The sequence below is a fragment of the Pseudomonas reactans genome (genome assembly GCF_013385825.1).
Lineage (GTDB): Bacteria > Pseudomonadota > Gammaproteobacteria > Pseudomonadales > Pseudomonadaceae > Aquipseudomonas > Aquipseudomonas reactans.
Genome location: NZ_JACAPG010000020.1, coordinates 364,023 through 380,304 on the forward strand (window position 1 = coordinate 364,023; position 16,282 = coordinate 380,304).

Sequence of the window (16,282 nt, forward strand, 5' to 3'; positions counted from 1 at the left end):
AAAGACTTATTGGGCCCGGCTGAGCCAGGCCTGCAATTCGGAAAAATGATCAATCGTCAGACGCGGCTCGTATTGCTGCAAGGCCTCGGCAGCCTGGGCGCCATAACTGACCGCCACGCTATCCATGCCTGCATTGCGCGCCATCATCAGGTCGAAGGAAGCATCACCCACCATCAAAGCCTGGCGTGGCGACACGCCGCAATGGGCCAGAATCTGCTCCAGCATCAGAGGGTGAGGCTTGCTGGCAGTTTCATCGGCGGCGCGGGTGATATCGAAATAATCTTCCCAACCGTGGGCCTTGAGCACCCGATCCAGCCCGCGACGAGCCTTGCCGGTGGCGACCGCCAGCTGATAACCCTCGGCGCGGAACGCCTCCAGAGACTGCACCACACCGTCGAACAACGGCGAAGGTGTGGCCTCCAGGGCGATGTAGTGATCGGCATAGTGATCACGGAAGGTGACCAGCTCGGCGTCACTGATCTCGGGGTACAAGGTATGAATCGCCTCAGGCAGGCCCAGGCCGATGATACCCTTGACCGCATGATCGGTGCACAGCGCGTAGCCCGAGCGGGTCGACGCCGCATGCATCGACTCGACAATCCGGCCAATGGAGTTGGCCAGGGTGCCGTCCCAATCGAAAATCAGCAGTTTGTAATCAAGGTGCGACACTCAAGCGCTCCACGGTCTTGGCCCACATCTCATCGACCGGCGCCTGCAGCTTCAACTCGCCACCATCGGGCAGCGGCACGGTGAGCATGTAAGCGTGCAGGAACAGGCGCTTGCCGCCCAGATCGCGGATCTCCTTGGAGAAATCCTCGTCGCCGTACTTGGTATCGCCAGCGATGCAATGACCGGCGTGCAACGTGTGCACGCGAATCTGGTGGGTACGCCCGGTCACCGGCTTGGCCTCGACCAGGGTGGCGAAGTCACCGAAGCGGCGCAGCACCTTGAACAGGGTCAGGGCCTCTTTGCCCTCCTCGTCCACTTCCACCATGCGCTCGCCGGAACGCAGGTTGCTCTTCTGCAACGGCGCACGGACGCTCTTGATGGAACTGGCCCAGTTGCCGCGCACCAGCGCCATGTAGCGCTTGTCCACACCATCGCCACGCAGGGCGGTGTGCAGGTGGCGCAACATGCTGCGCTTCTTGGCGATCATCAGCAGGCCGGAGGTGTCGCGGTCCAGGCGATGGACCAGCTCCAGCTCCTTGGCGTCCGGGCGCAACTGACGGAAGGCTTCGATCACGCCGAAATTCAACCCACTGCCGCCGTGAACCGCAATGCCGCAAGGCTTGTTGATCACGATCAGCTTGTTGTCTTCGAAGACAATCGAGGCCTCCAGGCGTTGCAACAACCCCTGGGCCAAGGGCACAGGCTCGTCACGCTCGGGCACGCGAACCGGCGGCACACGGACGATATCGCCCGCCTGCAACTTGTACTCGGGCTTGATCCGGCCCTTGTTCACCCGCACTTCACCTTTACGCAAGATGCGGTAAATCAAGGTCTTGGGCACGCCTTTGAGCCTGGCCAGGAGAAAATTGTCGATGCGTTGGCCGGCATATTCCGGCGAGACCTCGAGCAGCTGGACGCTGGGGGTCTGGGGGGCGGTAGTCGTCATGGCGGCGATGATAACAATTTTTTATGGAATTGAAGCACTTAATCATTGCTGCTATAGTCGCGAACGCCGCCAAAAGCGGCCTGGACAGAGGACTTGCGGCAAACTGCCGGCCCTGACCATCGCAATTCATCAGGACGCGAGGCCGTCCTACGGGGCTTTTGCCACCCTGGAAGGCTCAAGATTGTAACAAGCGCAGGTGACATGAGGCCTGAAGCGAGTGCAGAAAGCAGAGTGAATACTCGCGTTCTGCGCCGATATTTACGGCCAGTTCACAAAGTGCAGTCAGTCTTGGACCAGACCACGGCGAATGCTTCGGAAACAACGCCTGTTAAGAGCTGAGTGAGAGCGCAACCGCCCACACCTAGTCTTGTTTAGCCATGAGCGTGGACTCCCCATTGGAGAACACGGTAAATGCCAACCCGCTGCGGATTCTGCGCGCGGCAGCACCCGAATTATCAGGGATACGTGTAGGGTGGAGATGCACAACCGTCGGACTGTGTAGCACTAGGCTTATATTTAGACGCTTCATCTCGTCCACAGTCGCCGGTTGATTCCTCCTCCTGACCTTAGCTTTTGTTGAAGTGGTGCCTTTGTCACCACCGCTAACAAGCAGGACGCGTCCGTCGCGATACCGGCCCAATTGGCTGGTTTTTGCTGGACACTGGAGTGGCCAACCACTCTTGACGCACCTGACACCGACCGTGAGAAGTCGTGTGTGCCGAACGCCGTTTCCGGCAGCCCGGAAACCGACGGTACAACATGAAAAGAATGCTGATTAACGCAACTCAACCCGAAGAGTTGCGTGTTGCACTGGTAGATGGCCAACGCCTCTACGACCTGGACATCGAATCCGGTGCACGCGAGCAAAAGAAGGCCAACATCTATAAAGGCCGTATTACTCGCATCGAACCAAGCCTTGAGGCTGCCTTTGTCGATTTCGGCTCCGAGCGCCACGGCTTCCTGCCCCTCAAAGAAATCTCCCGCGAATACTTCAAGAAAGCGCCTGAAGGCCGCGTGAACATCAAGGACGTCCTGAGCGAAGGCCAGGAAGTCATCGTCCAGGTCGAGAAAGAAGAACGTGGCAACAAGGGCGCAGCCCTGACCACCTTCATCAGCCTGGCTGGCCGTTACCTGGTCCTGATGCCGAACAACCCACGTGCCGGCGGTATTTCCCGTCGCATTGAAGGCGAAGAGCGCAACGAACTGCGTGAAGCGCTGAACGGCCTGATCGCACCAGCCGACATGGGCCTGATCGTTCGCACTGCAGGCCTGGGCCGCAGCAGCGAAGAAATGCAGTGGGACCTCGACTACCTGCTGCAACTGTGGACCGCGATTAAAGAAGCGTCCCTGGATCGTTCCGCGCCGTTCCTGATCTATCAGGAAAGCAACGTGATCATCCGCGCCATCCGCGATTACCTGCGCCAGGACATCGGCGAAGTGCTGATCGACAGCGTTGAAGCCCAGGACGAAGCCCTGACCTTCATCCGTCAGGTGATGCCGCAGTACGCCAGCAAGATCAAGCTGTACGAAGACAGCGTTCCGCTGTTCAACCGTTTCCAGATCGAAAGCCAGATCGAGACCGCCTTCCAGCGCGTGGTCGAACTGCCTTCCGGTGGCTCCATCGTGATCGACCCGACCGAAGCCCTGGTGTCTATCGACATCAACTCGGCGCGTGCGACCAAAGGCAGTGACATCGAAGAAACCGCCCTGCAGACCAACCTGGAAGCGGCTGAAGAAATCGCCCGCCAGCTGCGCCTGCGTGATATCGGCGGCCTGATCGTGATCGACTTCATCGACATGACCCCGGCCAAGAACCAGCGCGCCGTGGAAGAAAAAGTCCGCGAATGCCTGGAAGCTGACCGTGCCCGCGTACAGGTCGGTCGCATCTCGCGCTTCGGCCTGCTGGAAATGTCCCGTCAGCGCCTGCGTCCATCCCTGGGCGAGAGCAGCGGCATCGTCTGCCCGCGTTGCAACGGCACCGGCATCATCCGTGACGTTGAATCGCTGTCCCTGGCGATCCTGCGCCTGATCGAAGAAGAAGCCCTGAAAGACCGCACCGCTGAAGTCCGCGCGCAAGTGCCGATCCCGGTTGCCGCGTTCCTGCTCAACGAAAAACGCAACTCGATCACCAAGATCGAACTGCGCACCCGTGCTCGTATCGTCATCCTGCCGAACGATCACCTCGAAACGCCACACTTCGAAGTGCAGCGTCTGCGTGATGACAGCCCGGAAGCCCACAGCGGCCAGTCCAGCTACGAAATCGCCGCTGCCGCCGCCGAAGTGGAAGAAGTCCAGCCTGCCGCCGCGACCCGCACCCTGGTTCGCCAGGAAGCTGCGGTCAAGACCGCGCCAGCTCGCGCCAACGCACCGGTTCCGACCGAAGTCGCCGCGCCAGTTGCCGCACCGGCCGCCCTGCCTGAGCCAAGCCTGTTCAAAGGCCTGGTGAAGTCGCTGGTCAGCCTGTTCGCCACCAAGGAAGAGCCAGCTGCTCCGGTTGTGGTTGAGAAACCTGCCGCCGAGCGCCCTGCGCGCAACGAAGAACGTCGCAACGGTCGCCAGCAGAGCCGTAACCGCAATGGTCGTCGTGACGAAGAGCGCAAGCCTCGCGAAGAACGTGCGCCGCGTGAAGAACGCGCTCCACGTGAAGAGCGTGCCCCTCGCGAAGCCCGTGAAGAAACCCCGACCGTAGAACGCGCACCCCGCGAAGAGCGCGCACCGCGCACTCCACGCGCCCCGCGTGAAGACCGCAAGCCACGTGGCGAGCGTGAAGAACGTGTGCGCGAACTGCGTGAGCCGCTGGACGCAGCACCTGCTGTAGCCGCTGCCGCCGCTGCTGCTACCGAAGAGCGTCCAGCTCGCCAGCCGCGTGAAGAGCGTGCGCCACGTGAAGAGCGCCAACCTCGCACCCCGCGTGAAGAGCGTCAACCGCGTGCCGAACAAGCCGCTGCCGCCAGCGAAGAAGAAGTGCTGACCGGCGAAGAGCAACTGCAGGAAGACGGTCAGGAAGGCGCCGAAGGCGATCGTCCACGCCGCCGCTCCCGTGGCCAGCGTCGTCGCAGCAACCGTCGTGAGCGTCAACGTGATGCCAACGGCAACGTGATCGAAGGCTCGGAAGAGACCGGCGAGAACGCAGAAGCCGCTACCGGCGAACCGACTGGCGCCGAACTGGCTGCTGGCCTAGCCGTTACCGCTGCCGTGGCAAGTTCGGTCATCAGCGCTCCTGCTGAAGCCCAGGCTCACGAGCAAGCTGAACGCGCCACCGCTGCAGTTGAAGAAACCGTAGTGGTTGAAGTGCCTGCTGCCGAGACCCCAGTGGTTGAAGCGCCGGTTGTTGAAGCCCCTGCAGTTGAAGCGCCAGTCGTAGAGGCACCGGTTGTCGAAGCCACCACCCCAATCGAAGCGCCAGTCGTTCCGGAAGTGGAAGTTGCCCAGGCACCTGAAACCCAACCAGAAGTTGAAGTGACGGTCGCTGAACCGGCACCTGTGGTTGAGCCTGAGGCCGTGGTTGAAGCACCGGTTGTCGAAGCCGTTCCAGAAGTGCGTGATGCTCGCGAAGAAAAGCGCGAAGAACAAACCGCCTTCCAATGGACCGCCGAACCAGCCGCTCCGGTTGAAGCGCCAGAACCTGCCCCAGCGGCAGAAGAAGCGCCAGCACCGGTTGCCGAAGTCGTGATTGCCGAGCCAGCCCCAGTGGTTGAGCCTGCTCCGGTCGCAGAACCTGCACCCGCAGTTGAAGCGCCGGTAGCTGCCGAAGTGGCAGCGCCAGTGGTTGAAGCCGCCCCGGCCAGCGCCCTGACCGAGAACGGCCGTGCGCCGAATGACCCACGTGAAGTGCGTCGTCGTCGCAAGGAAGCTGAAGCCGCAGCAGCTGCTGCCGCGGCACAGGAAGCAGAACACGAGAGCAAACCTCTCGCCTGATTCCAGCAGCCACTAAAAAGCCCCGCCTGAGTGATCAGGCGGGGCTTTTTTATTGATTACTGGTTTCTGGTTTGGAACCCATTCAACTGTAGGAGCCGGCTTGCCGGCGATAGCGGTATACCCGCCAACTCACCTTTAACTGACACACCGCAATCGCTGGCAAGCCAGCTCCTACAGTCAGATTGGAGAGAAATTCAAAGATTGCGGCAGGTCGACGTCCCAGAGTACGCCGGGATCATCTACTGGCACCTCCCGCACCGTCGCCTGAGCAAACAACGGCTTGGCGCCACGATCACCCGTCAAGGCCATCAGCCCAGCCCCCAATGCCTGGCCAAACGCCACAGGATGCCCATAGCACCCATCCTGCACCGGCACGCTGATACCGCCCTCCTCCAGCCCATCAATCACCCGCTCAATACTCGACGACCGGATAAACGGCATATCCCCCAGCACCACCAGCCAGCCCTCCGCCACACCACTGGCCGCAACCGCCGCCGCAATACTGTCGCCCATGCCGGCAGAACGCAGCAGCAGCACTTCGCAGCCATAGGTTTCAGCCAACCGAATGACATCCGTACGATCAGGTGCCGTCACCACCCAACGCTTCACGACGCGCTCAGGCAGGTTCACCAGCACCTGCTCGATCACCGGCCGCACCACGCCGTCCAGGCCAACGCAATCCGCCAACAACTTGTCCTGGTTCGCCCCGGCTTCGGCGCGGAAACGACTGCCCTGCCCCGCCGCCAGCACAATCGCCGTAACTGTCACTCTGCGACCACCGGTAACGGCTTCTTCTGCATCGGCGCCACGCCGTTCTTGATGGCGACAATTTCCGCCATCAACGACAACGCGATTTCAGCGGGCGTATGGCTGCCGATATGCAAGCCGATCGGCCCGTGCAGGCGCGCAATCGCCTCGGTCGACAACCCCAGCGCCGCGAGGTTTTCCCGACGTTTCTGCGTGTTGACCCGCGAACCCAGCGCGCCAATGTAGAACGCCGAGGAATTCAGCGCCGTGAGCAACGCCATATCATCCAGACGCGGATCATGGGTAAGGCAGACGATGGCCGTGCGCTCATCGGTCTGGATGTTCAGCACCGCTTCATCGGGCATGCCGGGTACAAAGCGGCCGTGCTGCTCTTCCCAGCCGTAGACGAACTCGTCGCGCGGGTCGCAGATCAGCACTTCGAAATCCAGCAAGCGCGCCATTTCCGCCACATAACGCGACAGCTGGCCGGCGCCGATCAACAGCAGGCGCCAGCGCGGGCCATAGATGGCGCGCAAGCGTTCGCCATCGAAGGTCACGACATCCGTCTTGCTCGCACCGCTCAAGGTGACCTTGCCGGTGGCCAAGTCAAGCTCGCGTGCGACGATCTGGTGATCTTCACACCGCGCCAGCAGCTCAGATACCCACTCCCACTCGTCCACGCGTTCCTCGGTCAGGCGCAAGGTGCCACCGCATGGCAGGCCAAAACGCGCGGCTTCATCGCGGGTAACACCGTAGGTCACCAACTGCACCGGCGGCCCGTCTTCAGGCAAGCGACCATCCTGCAGGCGTGCAATCAAGTCATCCTCGATGCAACCGCCCGACACCGAGCCGATCACCACGCCATCGCCGCGCAGCGCCAGCATTGCCCCTGGCGGACGCGGTGCGCTGCCCCAGGTCTGGACCACGCTGTACAACACTACTCGCTGCCCGGCGCGGCGCCATTCGAGCACGCTGCGCAGGACATTCAAATCAACACTGTCCACAAAACCTCCTGCAAGCGTCACAACCGATTCACTTACTGTAAAACAAAAGCAGCCAGAGTAATGCGCCAGAAACGCAAACGCCCCGAACCAGTCGGGGCGTTTGTGGGTTGCTGTGGCGTCAGGTCACGCCAGCAGCGGCTTACTTGACGGCAGGTGCAGGGCCTTCGGCCACGCCCAGATCGTCCAGCTCGCGGGTTTCCGAGATACCGGTACCGCCGGACGCCAGCTCGCTTTGCAGCTTGTCGGTGTCCAGTTCCTTGACCCACTTGGCCACAACGATGGTGGCAACGGCGTTACCCACCAGGTTGGTCAGCGCGCGAGCTTCGGACATGAAGCGGTCGATACCCAGGATCAGCGCCAGGCCGGCAACCGGCAGGTGGCCTACGGCCGACAGGGTGGCAGCCAGTACGATGAAGCCCGAACCGGTCACGCCAGCAGCGCCTTTGGAGGACAGCAGCAGCACCAGCAGCAGGGTGATCTGGTGGGTGATGTCCATGTGGGTGTCAGTCGCCTGGGCGATGAACACGGCAGCCATGGTCAGGTAGATCGAAGTACCGTCGAGGTTGAAGGAGTAGCCGGTTGGAATCACCAGGCCTACTACGGATTTCTTCGCGCCCAGACGCTCCATCTTGATCAGCATGCGTGGCAGTGCGGATTCCGAGGAGGAAGTACCCAGTACGATCAACAGCTCTTCACGGATGTAGCGGATCAGTTTGATCACGCTGAAACCGTGAGCGCGGCAGATACCGCCCAGCACTATCAGTACGAACAGGATGCAAGTGATGTAGAAGCAGATCATCAACTGGCCCAGCTGCACCAGCGAACCTACGCCGTAGGCACCGATGGTGAACGCCATGGCGCCCAGGGCACCGATTGGCGCGAGCTTCATGATCATGTTGATGATGTTGAACATCACGTGGGCGAAGCGATCGATGAAGTCCAGGACCGGCTTGCCGTAGGCACCCAGGCGATGCAAGGCGAAACCGAAGATCACCGAGAACATCAGCACTTGCAGGATGTCGCCGTTGGCGAAGGCGCCGACGATGGTGTTAGGGATCACGTTGAGGATAAAGCCGACGATGCTCTGGTCTTTACCGGCAGTGACGTAGGCCGCTACTTTGGAGGCGTCCAGGGTCGCTACGTCGATGTGCATGCCGGCGCCCGGTTGCACAACGTTGACCACGATCAGGCCGATCAGCAGCGCGATGGTAGAAACGATTTCGAAGTACAGCAGCGCGTAGCCGCCGGTCTTGCCGACCGATTTCATGCTTTGCATGCCAGCGATGCCGCTGACAACGGTGCAGAAGATGATCGGGGCGATGACCATTTTGATCAGTTTGATGAACCCGTCACCCAGTGGCTTGAGGGCCACACCGGTCTGCGGGTAGAAGTGACCGAGCAAAATACCGATAACGATTGCAACGATCACCTGGAAGTACAGGGATTTGTAGATTGGCTGACGAGTCGTCATTGCAAAGTTCCTCAATCGTCCCGTGTGGCAAAGATCCGCCATTGCCCACGACACTTGAATTGCGAACCCTCCTGCACTGGAGGGATTTGTTGTTTGCGAGCCCTGTAGGAACAAGCCTGCGCTGTAATCCTTATCGCAAACGTCGTGCCACTTTGCTTAAAAACCCTGAAGGCCTTTAGACATCAGGCCTTCGGGTTTCAACGCGCCCCTCCACGCGGCAAAACAGGTGGCGGATTTCCGCCCACTCGTCCGATCCCGTCCTACAATTTGGCGGATATCCGCCTTGTGACTGCATTCGGGGCTGACTACCATCAGCCCCTCCATGGACGAGGCCTTCGCATGCGTGAACGTACCATCGCCAGTCATTACGCCAGGGCGGCCCTCGGCGGGGCGCGTCGAGCCGGATATGACTATTCGGGCTTGCTGCAGCAGGTGGGCATCACCCCGGAACTGCTGACCGAACCCCGCGCCCGCATCGCGCCGGAGCAGTTCACCCGCCTGCTGCAAATGCTGTGGCTGGCACTGGACGACGAATACCTGGGGTTCGCCGACGGCCCGAGTAAACGCGGCACCTTCGCCATGATGTGCCACGCATTGATCCACTGCCGCACCCTGGAGAAGGCTCTGGAACGCGGTTTATTATTTTATAGCCTATTCCCACAAGGCCCGCGCTGGCAGCTGACACGCGAAGGCGAAATGGCCCGCTTGAGCCTGGACGACTCGCAGTTGTGGGACCCGGATCATTTCTTGAGTGAATGCCTGCTGGTGATCTGGCATCGCTTGGGCAGTTGGCTGATCGGCCAACGTATCCGGCTGCATCAAGCCACCTTCAGCTACCCAATGCCGGCGCACGCCGGTGAATATGACCTGCTGTTTCCCTGTGCCCAGGTATTCGGTGCACCGAACAGCAGCCTGGTGTTTCCCGCACGCTACCTGAACCTGCCGTTGTTGCAGGATGAACGCACGCTCAAGCACTTCCTCGAGCGCTCACCCGCCGACTTGCTCTCTCGGCCGGATGAAGGCGACAGCTTGAGCAGCCAGCTACGCCGCTTGCTCAGCCGTGATCGCACGCCTTGGCCGGACCTGGAAGCCGTCGCCCAGCACCTGCATATCAGTCCGCAGACCTTGCGCAGGCATTTGCGTGAAGAAGGCACCAGCTTTCAGGCGCTCAAGGATGAGTTGCGGCGGGACATCGCCATCTATCATTTGGGCCGGGCGGATTTGTCGTTGCAGGAGATTGCCGAACAGCTCGGGTTTTCGGAACCGTCGGCGTTTCATCGGGCGTTCAAGAAGTGGACGGGGCTGACGCCGGGGGCGTATCGCGCGCAGGAGAGTTAGAAGTGTGCTGTCTGGGCTGGCCTCTTCGCGGGCAAGCCCGCTCCCACACTCTGATCGGGTTCACACATTTTGATTTGTGAACCCAATCCACTGTGGGAGCTGGCTTGCCTGCGAAGAGGCCGGCATAGCCGATAGAGATCACAAGGCCGGAAAGTGAATCTTGAACGCGGCGCCGCCCAACGGCGAATCGCCCAAGGTCAGCCGAGCGCCATAGCTTTCAATAATATCCTTGACCACCGCCAAGCCGATCCCCTGCCCCGGATGCTGGCGGTCCAGTCGCTCGCCCCGCTGCAGAATCCTTGCACGCTGATCCGGCGGCACACCAGGGCCATCATCTTCAATACACAGCTCACTGCCTTCCAGATTCTCCACGAAGCTGATGCGCACTTCGCTCAAACACAGGCGGTAGGCGTTTTCCAGCAGGTTGCCGAGCAACTCCAACAAGGCGCCCTTCTCGATCGGCACGTCGCACTCTTCCGGCAGTTCAAACGACACGGTGACACGCTTGTCGCGGTAGACCTTGTCCAGCGTATCGCACAGGCTTTGCAGCACCGGCTCCAGCCGCACCTGATGGCGCACCAGGCCGCTTTTGCGCAGGCTGGCGCGCTGCAACTGGTAGCTGATCTGCTGGCTCATGCGCTCGATCTGCGATTGCAGAACCCAGGCCTGGTCGCGGTCTTCCGGGCGCTGGGCCATGTCTTCGCTCACACCTTGCAGTACGGCGAGCGGGGTTTTCAGGCTGTGGGCCAGGTCGTCGAGGGAATCACGGTAACGCGCTCGTTGCTCACGCTCGCTGTGCAGCAAACGGTTGAGGGAGCCGGTGAGGCGCAATAGTTCGCGGGGGTGTTGTTCGGACAGGCTCTCGCGGGTGCCGCCTTCGATCTGGTCAAGTTCCTGGCTCAGCCGCCGCAGGGCTTGCAAACCCCAGGTCAGGCCCAGCCAGAGCAAAGTCAGCAGTACCAGCAACGCTGCGCCGAAGCCCAGGTAGAGGGTTTCGCGCAGGCCTTCGAGGGTCAGTTGGTATTCGCGCACCGGTTGCAGGGCAACGATACTGAACGCCGCGCTCTTGCCGCCCAGCAGCCTGACCTCGACGTCGTAGACGAAGAATTCCTGGCCGTTGGCCTCACGGATCCGCGCAAATTCATTGCCGCGCCCGTCGTAGCGCGGCTTGTAGTTGATGTTTTCTTCCTTGGTCGCCCGCGAACGCCACACCAAGTGGCCTTCACGGTCGTAGATATAGCCGAGCAAGCGGCTGTCGGTGAGATTGAAGCGTTCGTCCGGCAACTGCGCCGGCATCAACAGGCGGTTGTTTTCCACCCGCGCGGCCGAGATCAGCGTCGTGACGTCCGACGCCAGGCGCTGCTCGATGGAGTCCTGCAACGCCAGGCTGAACGCCCCTTGCATGGCCGGCAACAAACCCAGCATGAACAGCACGGCCAAAGTGGCGGCCGCCAACATCAAGCGCACGCGTAGCGAGCGAATCAACGGCAGCGCTCATTGAACAGGTAACCCAGGCCACGCACGGTGTCGATCGGCTTGAATCCGGCCGGGCCTTCCAGCTTGCGGCGCAGGCGACCGACCAGCACTTCAATCACGTTCGGATCACGCTCGTCATCATCGGGGTAGAGCTGTTCCATCAAGCGGTCCTTGGCCACCACTTGTTGATGATGGCGCATCAGGTACTCAAGGATTCGGTATTCGTAGGCCGTCAGCGCCAGCGGCTGTTCGTCGAGGGACGCCTGCTTGCGGTTGAGGTCCAGCAGCAGCGGGCCCGCAACAATCGTCGACTGGGTAAACCCGCTGGAGCGGCGCAGCAAGGCGTTCATCCGCGCCTCCAGCTCTTCGAACTGGAACGGCTTGACCACATAGTCGTCAGCGCCGGCCGCCAGGCCTTCGACCTTGTCCTGCCAGTTGCCACGGGCGGTGAGGATCAGGATCGGGAAGGTCTTGGCCTGGGTGCGCAGTTGGCGGATCAGGTCCAGGCCGCCCATGCCGGGCAGGCCCAGATCGATGATCGCCAGGTCGTGGTTGAATTGGCCCGTCTGGTACAGGGCCTCTTCGGCATTGGCCACGGCCTCGACCACGTGCCCGCTGTCGGTCAGGCGGGTCAACAGGTGATGACGCAGCAGCGCCTCATCTTCCACCACCAGCAATTTCATAAGGCTCTCCAAAGCAAATCAACTGTCCGACAGAGGGATATCATAGCGGCCCTGCAAGTCTTGCGGGCGCAGTTTAATGCCATTGAACTGGCCGGTCAGGTGTTCATAGCCGGCGCGATAGGCTGGCTGCGGGGTTGCCAGGCCCAGGGATTGGCCCCAGGGCGTGGGTTGGCTGGCAGATTCTTCGAAACTGACACGCTGGATCAAGGTGCTGGATTTCTTGGTTTTCTCACTGCCAAATGCGGCAAATGCCCCGTCAGACGCTTGGGCCCCAGCGGTGGCACTGAGCATGGTTAACGCCAACATCAACTTCTTGATCGCAGTCATGGTGTGTACCTCTACGCGTTTGGCTGTTGAAACCAGACTACGCAGGCGCCCCTGAACTCCCCCTGAACAGCGGGCTATCCTCTGACGCAGCAACTCGGCAGAATATCGCCCATGAATCCCCTACCCGCTTGCTGCACCCCACTCGACGCCCATTGGCCGCTGCCCGAATCCTTGCCCGGCACGGTGTTTCTCAGCACGCGCTTTGACCCGGCCTTATTAACGGCCGGCGATTTCCAGCGCAGCGCCGTGCCGCCACCGGCCAGCATCCAGCGCTCAGTGGCCAAGCGTCAGGCCGAATTCCTGGCCGGCCGGCTGTGCGCCCGCGCCGCGCTGCAACAACTCGATCATCTCAATTACATTCCAGCGATCGGTGAAGACCGCGCGCCGGTGTGGCCTGCGCATATCTGTGGTTCCATCACCCACAGCACCGGGCATGCGGCCGCGATTGTCGCCCACAAGGCGCAATGGCGTGGGCTGGGGATGGATCTGGAGAATGTGCTGAGCCTGGAGCGCGCGGAGCGCTTGGCCGGGGAGATCCTGACGGCGGATGAACTGCAGCGTATGGCCGCCCTGCCGAGGGAGCAGATTGCACAATTGGTGACATTGACGTTTTCGGCCAAGGAGAGCCTGTTCAAGGCGCTCTACCCGATTGTGCAGAAGCGCTTCTACTTTGAGCATGCCGAGGTGATGGAGTGGACGGAGGCCGGGTATATAAGGCTGCGCCTGGTGACGGACTTGTCCGAGGAGTGGTGCCATGGCAAGGAATTGGCCGGGCAGTTTGCGGTGGATGATGGGCAGCTGTTGAGCCTGGTGGCTGTCGGCGCCTGATACGCCGCTATCGCCGGCAAGCCGGCTCCTACAGGGGAGCGCAATACACCTGTAGGAGCCGGCTTGCCGGCGATGGCGGTATCAGGGCTTATCCTGATCCCTCGGCCAACTCAGGCTAAAGCACGCCCCACCCAAATTGTTGCTCTTGCTGATCAAAGCCCGCCCGCCGTGCCAGTAGATAATCCGCCGCACGATCGACAACCCCAACCCGTGCCCGCCAGACGCGCGGGTGCGGCTGTCGTCCAGGCGCAGGAACGGCGTGAAGATGCGCTCCCAGGCACTCTCGGGCACACCGGGGCCATCATCTTCGACATCGATGCGACAGCGCACCTGGCCCACCTGATAACTGATCAACACCTGGCCCTGGGCATGGCGCATGGCATTGCTCACCAGATTCTGCAGCGCACGGTGCAGGTAACGCGGCTCGGCGTCGACCCAGGCATCGTCCCAGTGCGCCGACGACAGGCAAATACCCCTGCTCACGTTGACTTGCGGACGCAGTGGCGATAATTCGCCTATCACCTGATCGAGCAGCGCATCGAGGTCGACCCGCTGGAAATTCAGCTCCGGCGAGCCTTGTTCCAGGCGCGCATATGTGAGCATTTCATCGACCAGGCCATCGAGGTCCTGGATATCGCTGTCCATGCCCTCCAGGTATTTACGCCGCGCCTCGGCCGTGGTGGCATCGCCGACCATTTCCAGGCCGAAACGCAAGCGCGCCACCGGCGTGCGCAGTTCGTGGGACACCGCGCGCACCAGCTCACGCTGGATCGCCAGCAACTGCTGCAAGTGCTCGGCCATGCCATTGAACGCAGCGGCCAGGCGCCCCACCGAGTCAGCGCCACGGGCCGGCACACGCACTTCCAGGTTGCCCTTGGCGATGCGGGTGGCGGCGGCCTCCAGGCCGCGCAGCCGCCGTTCAAGCTGACGCACCAATAGATAGACGATCAAACCGATCAGGGTCAGGCCAATCAAAGCGATCAGGATCAGCCATTGCGGCGGGTAAGGGTTCATCTGATACAGCGGCCCAAGTTCCAGCACCCATGGTGTACCGACCATGCCGGCAAACACGCGGATCGAGTCGCCACCCTTGCCCAAGGCCATCACCGTGTCGCCTTCCGAGACGCGGCGGCGCTGGTCTTCGTCCATATCCGCCTGATCAAGGGTCATCAGGTGCATGTCGAAGCCAAACCCCTTGGCTTCTTTTATATCCGCCAGGCGTTGCGGCTGCTCAGCCACCGGGAAGCGCACCAGTTCGTCGGCGAGCAGGTAGATAGTCGCGCGCGCCAACTGTTCGCTGATCTGCTGCACTTCGCCCGTAAGCACCAATTGCGACTGATCACTGACCAGGCGCAGCACCCGCGCGGCGTGTGGCCCGGTCTGCTCCACCAGCACCTGGCCGCGTTGCAGGCGATTGCGCTGGCTCAAGTCCAGTTGCGCATCGGCCAGGGGGCGCAGTTCCAAGGGAATGCCGAGCAAGCGCTCCCACACGGCCAGGGCGCGCTGGCGTTCGATGGGGCTCATGGGCTGCAGGTTGTCGCCCATCAAGGCGAAGGTGCCGTGGGCCAGGCGTTCGCGGTATTGGCCGCTGCGCACTTCATTGAGCAGGTGCAGGGCCAGCACGCCGAGCAGCGCCACCAGGATCAGCGCTGCGCACATGCCGCCGTAGATGCGCAGAAAGATCGAGTTCACAGCGGCATGTCGGCGGCGGCTTCGGGGACGAACAGGTAGCCCTTGCTGCGGATGGTCTTGATCAGGCGCGGATGAATCGGATCGTCACCTATCTTGGGGCGGATGCGTGAGATACGCACGTCGATGGAGCGGTCCTGGCCGTCGTAGCCGATGCCGCGCAGGGCGATGAAGATCTCTTCGCGGGACAAGATGCGCCCAGCATTGGCCACCAGCAGCCACAGCAGGTCGAATTCGGCACTGGTCAATTCGATACCATCATTATTCAGCCAGGCTTCGCGCAGGGCGTTGTCCACCACCAAGGGGCCGAATTGCAGGCGACGCTGGTTCTCCACGACAGCCGGTTCCGCCGGTTCGCTGCGCCGCAGCAAGGCCTGGATGCGTGCCAGCAACAGGCGCGGGCGCACAGGCTTGCACACGTAATCGTCGGCGCCCATGTCCAGGCCCAGCACCTGGTCCATGTCATCGGTCCGCGCGGTGAGCATCAGGATCACGCCGTCATAGCGCTCGCGCACCTTGCGGCAGATGCTCAAGCCGTCTTCGCCGGGCAGCATCAGGTCGAGGATCACCAGGTCAGGCTGCTCGTCGATGATGCGCCCCGCTGCCAGGGCGCCATCGCCTTCCACGGACACCTGCAGGCCATTGCTCTCCAAGTACTCACGGGTCAATTCGGCCAATCGCTGGTCGTCTTCGACTATCAATACCTGCCAGGCTTCTTGCTCCACGGGTGACCTCAATGTCTGTCATAAAAGGCGGGCATGATCTGGTAACGGCGTTGCCCAATACGGCCGATTGTAGCCATGGGCCAACCCTCAAACACAAGCCGGGAAATCCATTCGGTGATCACGTTTTTTTGTGATAGGGTTCGCGCCCTTCGAAAATGGGCAGGTTGTTTTAAGCCCGAAACATTTAATGACAAACGGCGTAATCCAGCAGCAGTGCGGCCTACACACCCATTCAACCTTTCTTACACATTTTACCCACAGCGTTATCCACAGGTTACTGCGTTGCTAACCCCTCGAAAACGCATTATCTTGTACCTCGGCACTGGAGAAGACCCTACATGTGGGGTTTTTGAAGAAAGCGCCCAACCACACAAGTGGCAAGAAATTCAAGCGTTTTATTGCTAGCGCAGCATGGAACCAACCGATTTTCAGTAGACCAAACCGCTCACGCGGATGGCAGC

13 protein-coding genes are annotated in these 16,282 nt (G+C 61.3%); 3 read left to right on the forward strand and 10 right to left on the reverse strand.

Going from position 1 to position 16,282, the window contains the following annotated elements:
- Nucleotides 1-6 precede the first annotated feature (6 nt).
- Together HX868_RS24385 and rluC are read right to left on the reverse strand one after the other, a co-directional pair.
- A complete protein-coding gene (locus tag HX868_RS24385; protein WP_177004643.1) occupies nucleotides 7-669 on the reverse strand; it encodes an HAD-IA family hydrolase in 663 nt (220 codons plus the stop codon).
- Complete coding sequence (gene rluC, locus HX868_RS24390; RefSeq protein WP_028617584.1) at nucleotides 656-1,615, reverse strand: 23S rRNA pseudouridine(955/2504/2580) synthase RluC; 960 nt, start codon at nucleotides 1,613-1,615, stop codon at nucleotides 656-658. The genes HX868_RS24385 and rluC overlap by 14 nt, the downstream gene beginning before the upstream one ends.
- Nucleotides 1,616-2,383: 768 nt before the next feature.
- Here rluC and rne point away from each other — a divergent pair.
- Nucleotides 2,384-5,533, forward strand: a complete 3,150-nt coding sequence (gene rne, locus HX868_RS24395) for a ribonuclease E (RefSeq protein WP_218168773.1) — start codon at nucleotides 2,384-2,386, stop codon at nucleotides 5,531-5,533.
- A gap of 177 nt (nucleotides 5,534-5,710) precedes the next feature.
- Here rne and HX868_RS24400 read toward each other — a convergent pair whose 3' ends face one another.
- The 3 genes from HX868_RS24400 to HX868_RS24410 form a co-directional block, all read right to left on the reverse strand.
- On the reverse strand, nucleotides 5,711-6,301 hold the full coding sequence (locus HX868_RS24400; protein ID WP_177004645.1) for an NTP transferase domain-containing protein: 591 nt from the start codon (nucleotides 6,299-6,301) through the stop codon (nucleotides 5,711-5,713).
- The gene (locus tag HX868_RS24405) at nucleotides 6,298-7,284 is read right to left on the reverse strand and encodes an XdhC family protein (protein WP_177004646.1); all 987 of its coding nucleotides are present in this window, start codon (nucleotides 7,282-7,284) and stop codon (nucleotides 6,298-6,300) included. The genes HX868_RS24400 and HX868_RS24405 overlap by 4 nt, the downstream gene beginning before the upstream one ends.
- A 139-nt stretch (nucleotides 7,285-7,423) precedes the next feature.
- Nucleotides 7,424-8,755, reverse strand: coding sequence for a dicarboxylate/amino acid:cation symporter (locus tag HX868_RS24410; protein ID WP_016979762.1), 1,332 nt, complete (start codon nucleotides 8,753-8,755; stop codon nucleotides 7,424-7,426).
- 339 nt (nucleotides 8,756-9,094) lie between these two features.
- On the opposite strand from HX868_RS24410, the gene HX868_RS24415 reads away from it, so the two are divergent.
- Nucleotides 9,095-10,093 carry an AraC family transcriptional regulator gene (locus tag HX868_RS24415; RefSeq protein ID WP_016979763.1) on the forward strand — a complete coding sequence of 333 codons (999 nt, stop codon included), beginning with the start codon at nucleotides 9,095-9,097 and terminating at the stop codon, nucleotides 10,091-10,093.
- A gap of 138 nt (nucleotides 10,094-10,231) precedes the next feature.
- Here HX868_RS24415 and HX868_RS24420 read toward each other — a convergent pair whose 3' ends face one another.
- From HX868_RS24420 to HX868_RS24430, 3 genes are read right to left on the reverse strand one after another with little or no spacing between them, the layout of a single operon-like run.
- Complete coding sequence (locus HX868_RS24420; protein ID WP_177004647.1) at nucleotides 10,232-11,578, reverse strand: ATP-binding protein; 1,347 nt, start codon at nucleotides 11,576-11,578, stop codon at nucleotides 10,232-10,234.
- Complete coding sequence (locus tag HX868_RS24425) at nucleotides 11,575-12,252, reverse strand: response regulator transcription factor (protein ID WP_016973689.1); 678 nt, start codon at nucleotides 12,250-12,252, stop codon at nucleotides 11,575-11,577. Before HX868_RS24425 ends, HX868_RS24420 begins: the two co-directional genes overlap by 4 nt.
- Before the next feature lie 18 nt (nucleotides 12,253-12,270).
- Complete coding sequence (locus tag HX868_RS24430; protein WP_095017304.1) at nucleotides 12,271-12,579, reverse strand: hypothetical protein; 309 nt, start codon at nucleotides 12,577-12,579, stop codon at nucleotides 12,271-12,273.
- A gap of 111 nt (nucleotides 12,580-12,690) precedes the next feature.
- On the opposite strand from HX868_RS24430, the gene HX868_RS24435 reads away from it, so the two are divergent.
- A complete protein-coding gene (locus HX868_RS24435) occupies nucleotides 12,691-13,407 on the forward strand; it encodes a 4'-phosphopantetheinyl transferase family protein (protein WP_177004648.1) in 717 nt (238 codons plus the stop codon).
- Nucleotides 13,408-13,488: 81 nt separating this feature from the next.
- On the opposite strand, the gene HX868_RS24440 is transcribed toward HX868_RS24435, so the two are convergent.
- The gene (locus HX868_RS24440; RefSeq protein ID WP_177004649.1) at nucleotides 13,489-15,099 is read right to left on the reverse strand and encodes an ATP-binding protein; all 1,611 of its coding nucleotides are present in this window, start codon (nucleotides 15,097-15,099) and stop codon (nucleotides 13,489-13,491) included.
- Nucleotides 15,096-15,821 (reverse strand): response regulator, encoded by a 726-nt coding sequence (locus HX868_RS24445; RefSeq protein WP_177004650.1) that lies wholly within the window; start codon nucleotides 15,819-15,821, stop codon nucleotides 15,096-15,098. Before HX868_RS24445 ends, HX868_RS24440 begins: the two co-directional genes overlap by 4 nt.
- Nucleotides 15,822-16,282 lie beyond the last annotated feature (461 nt).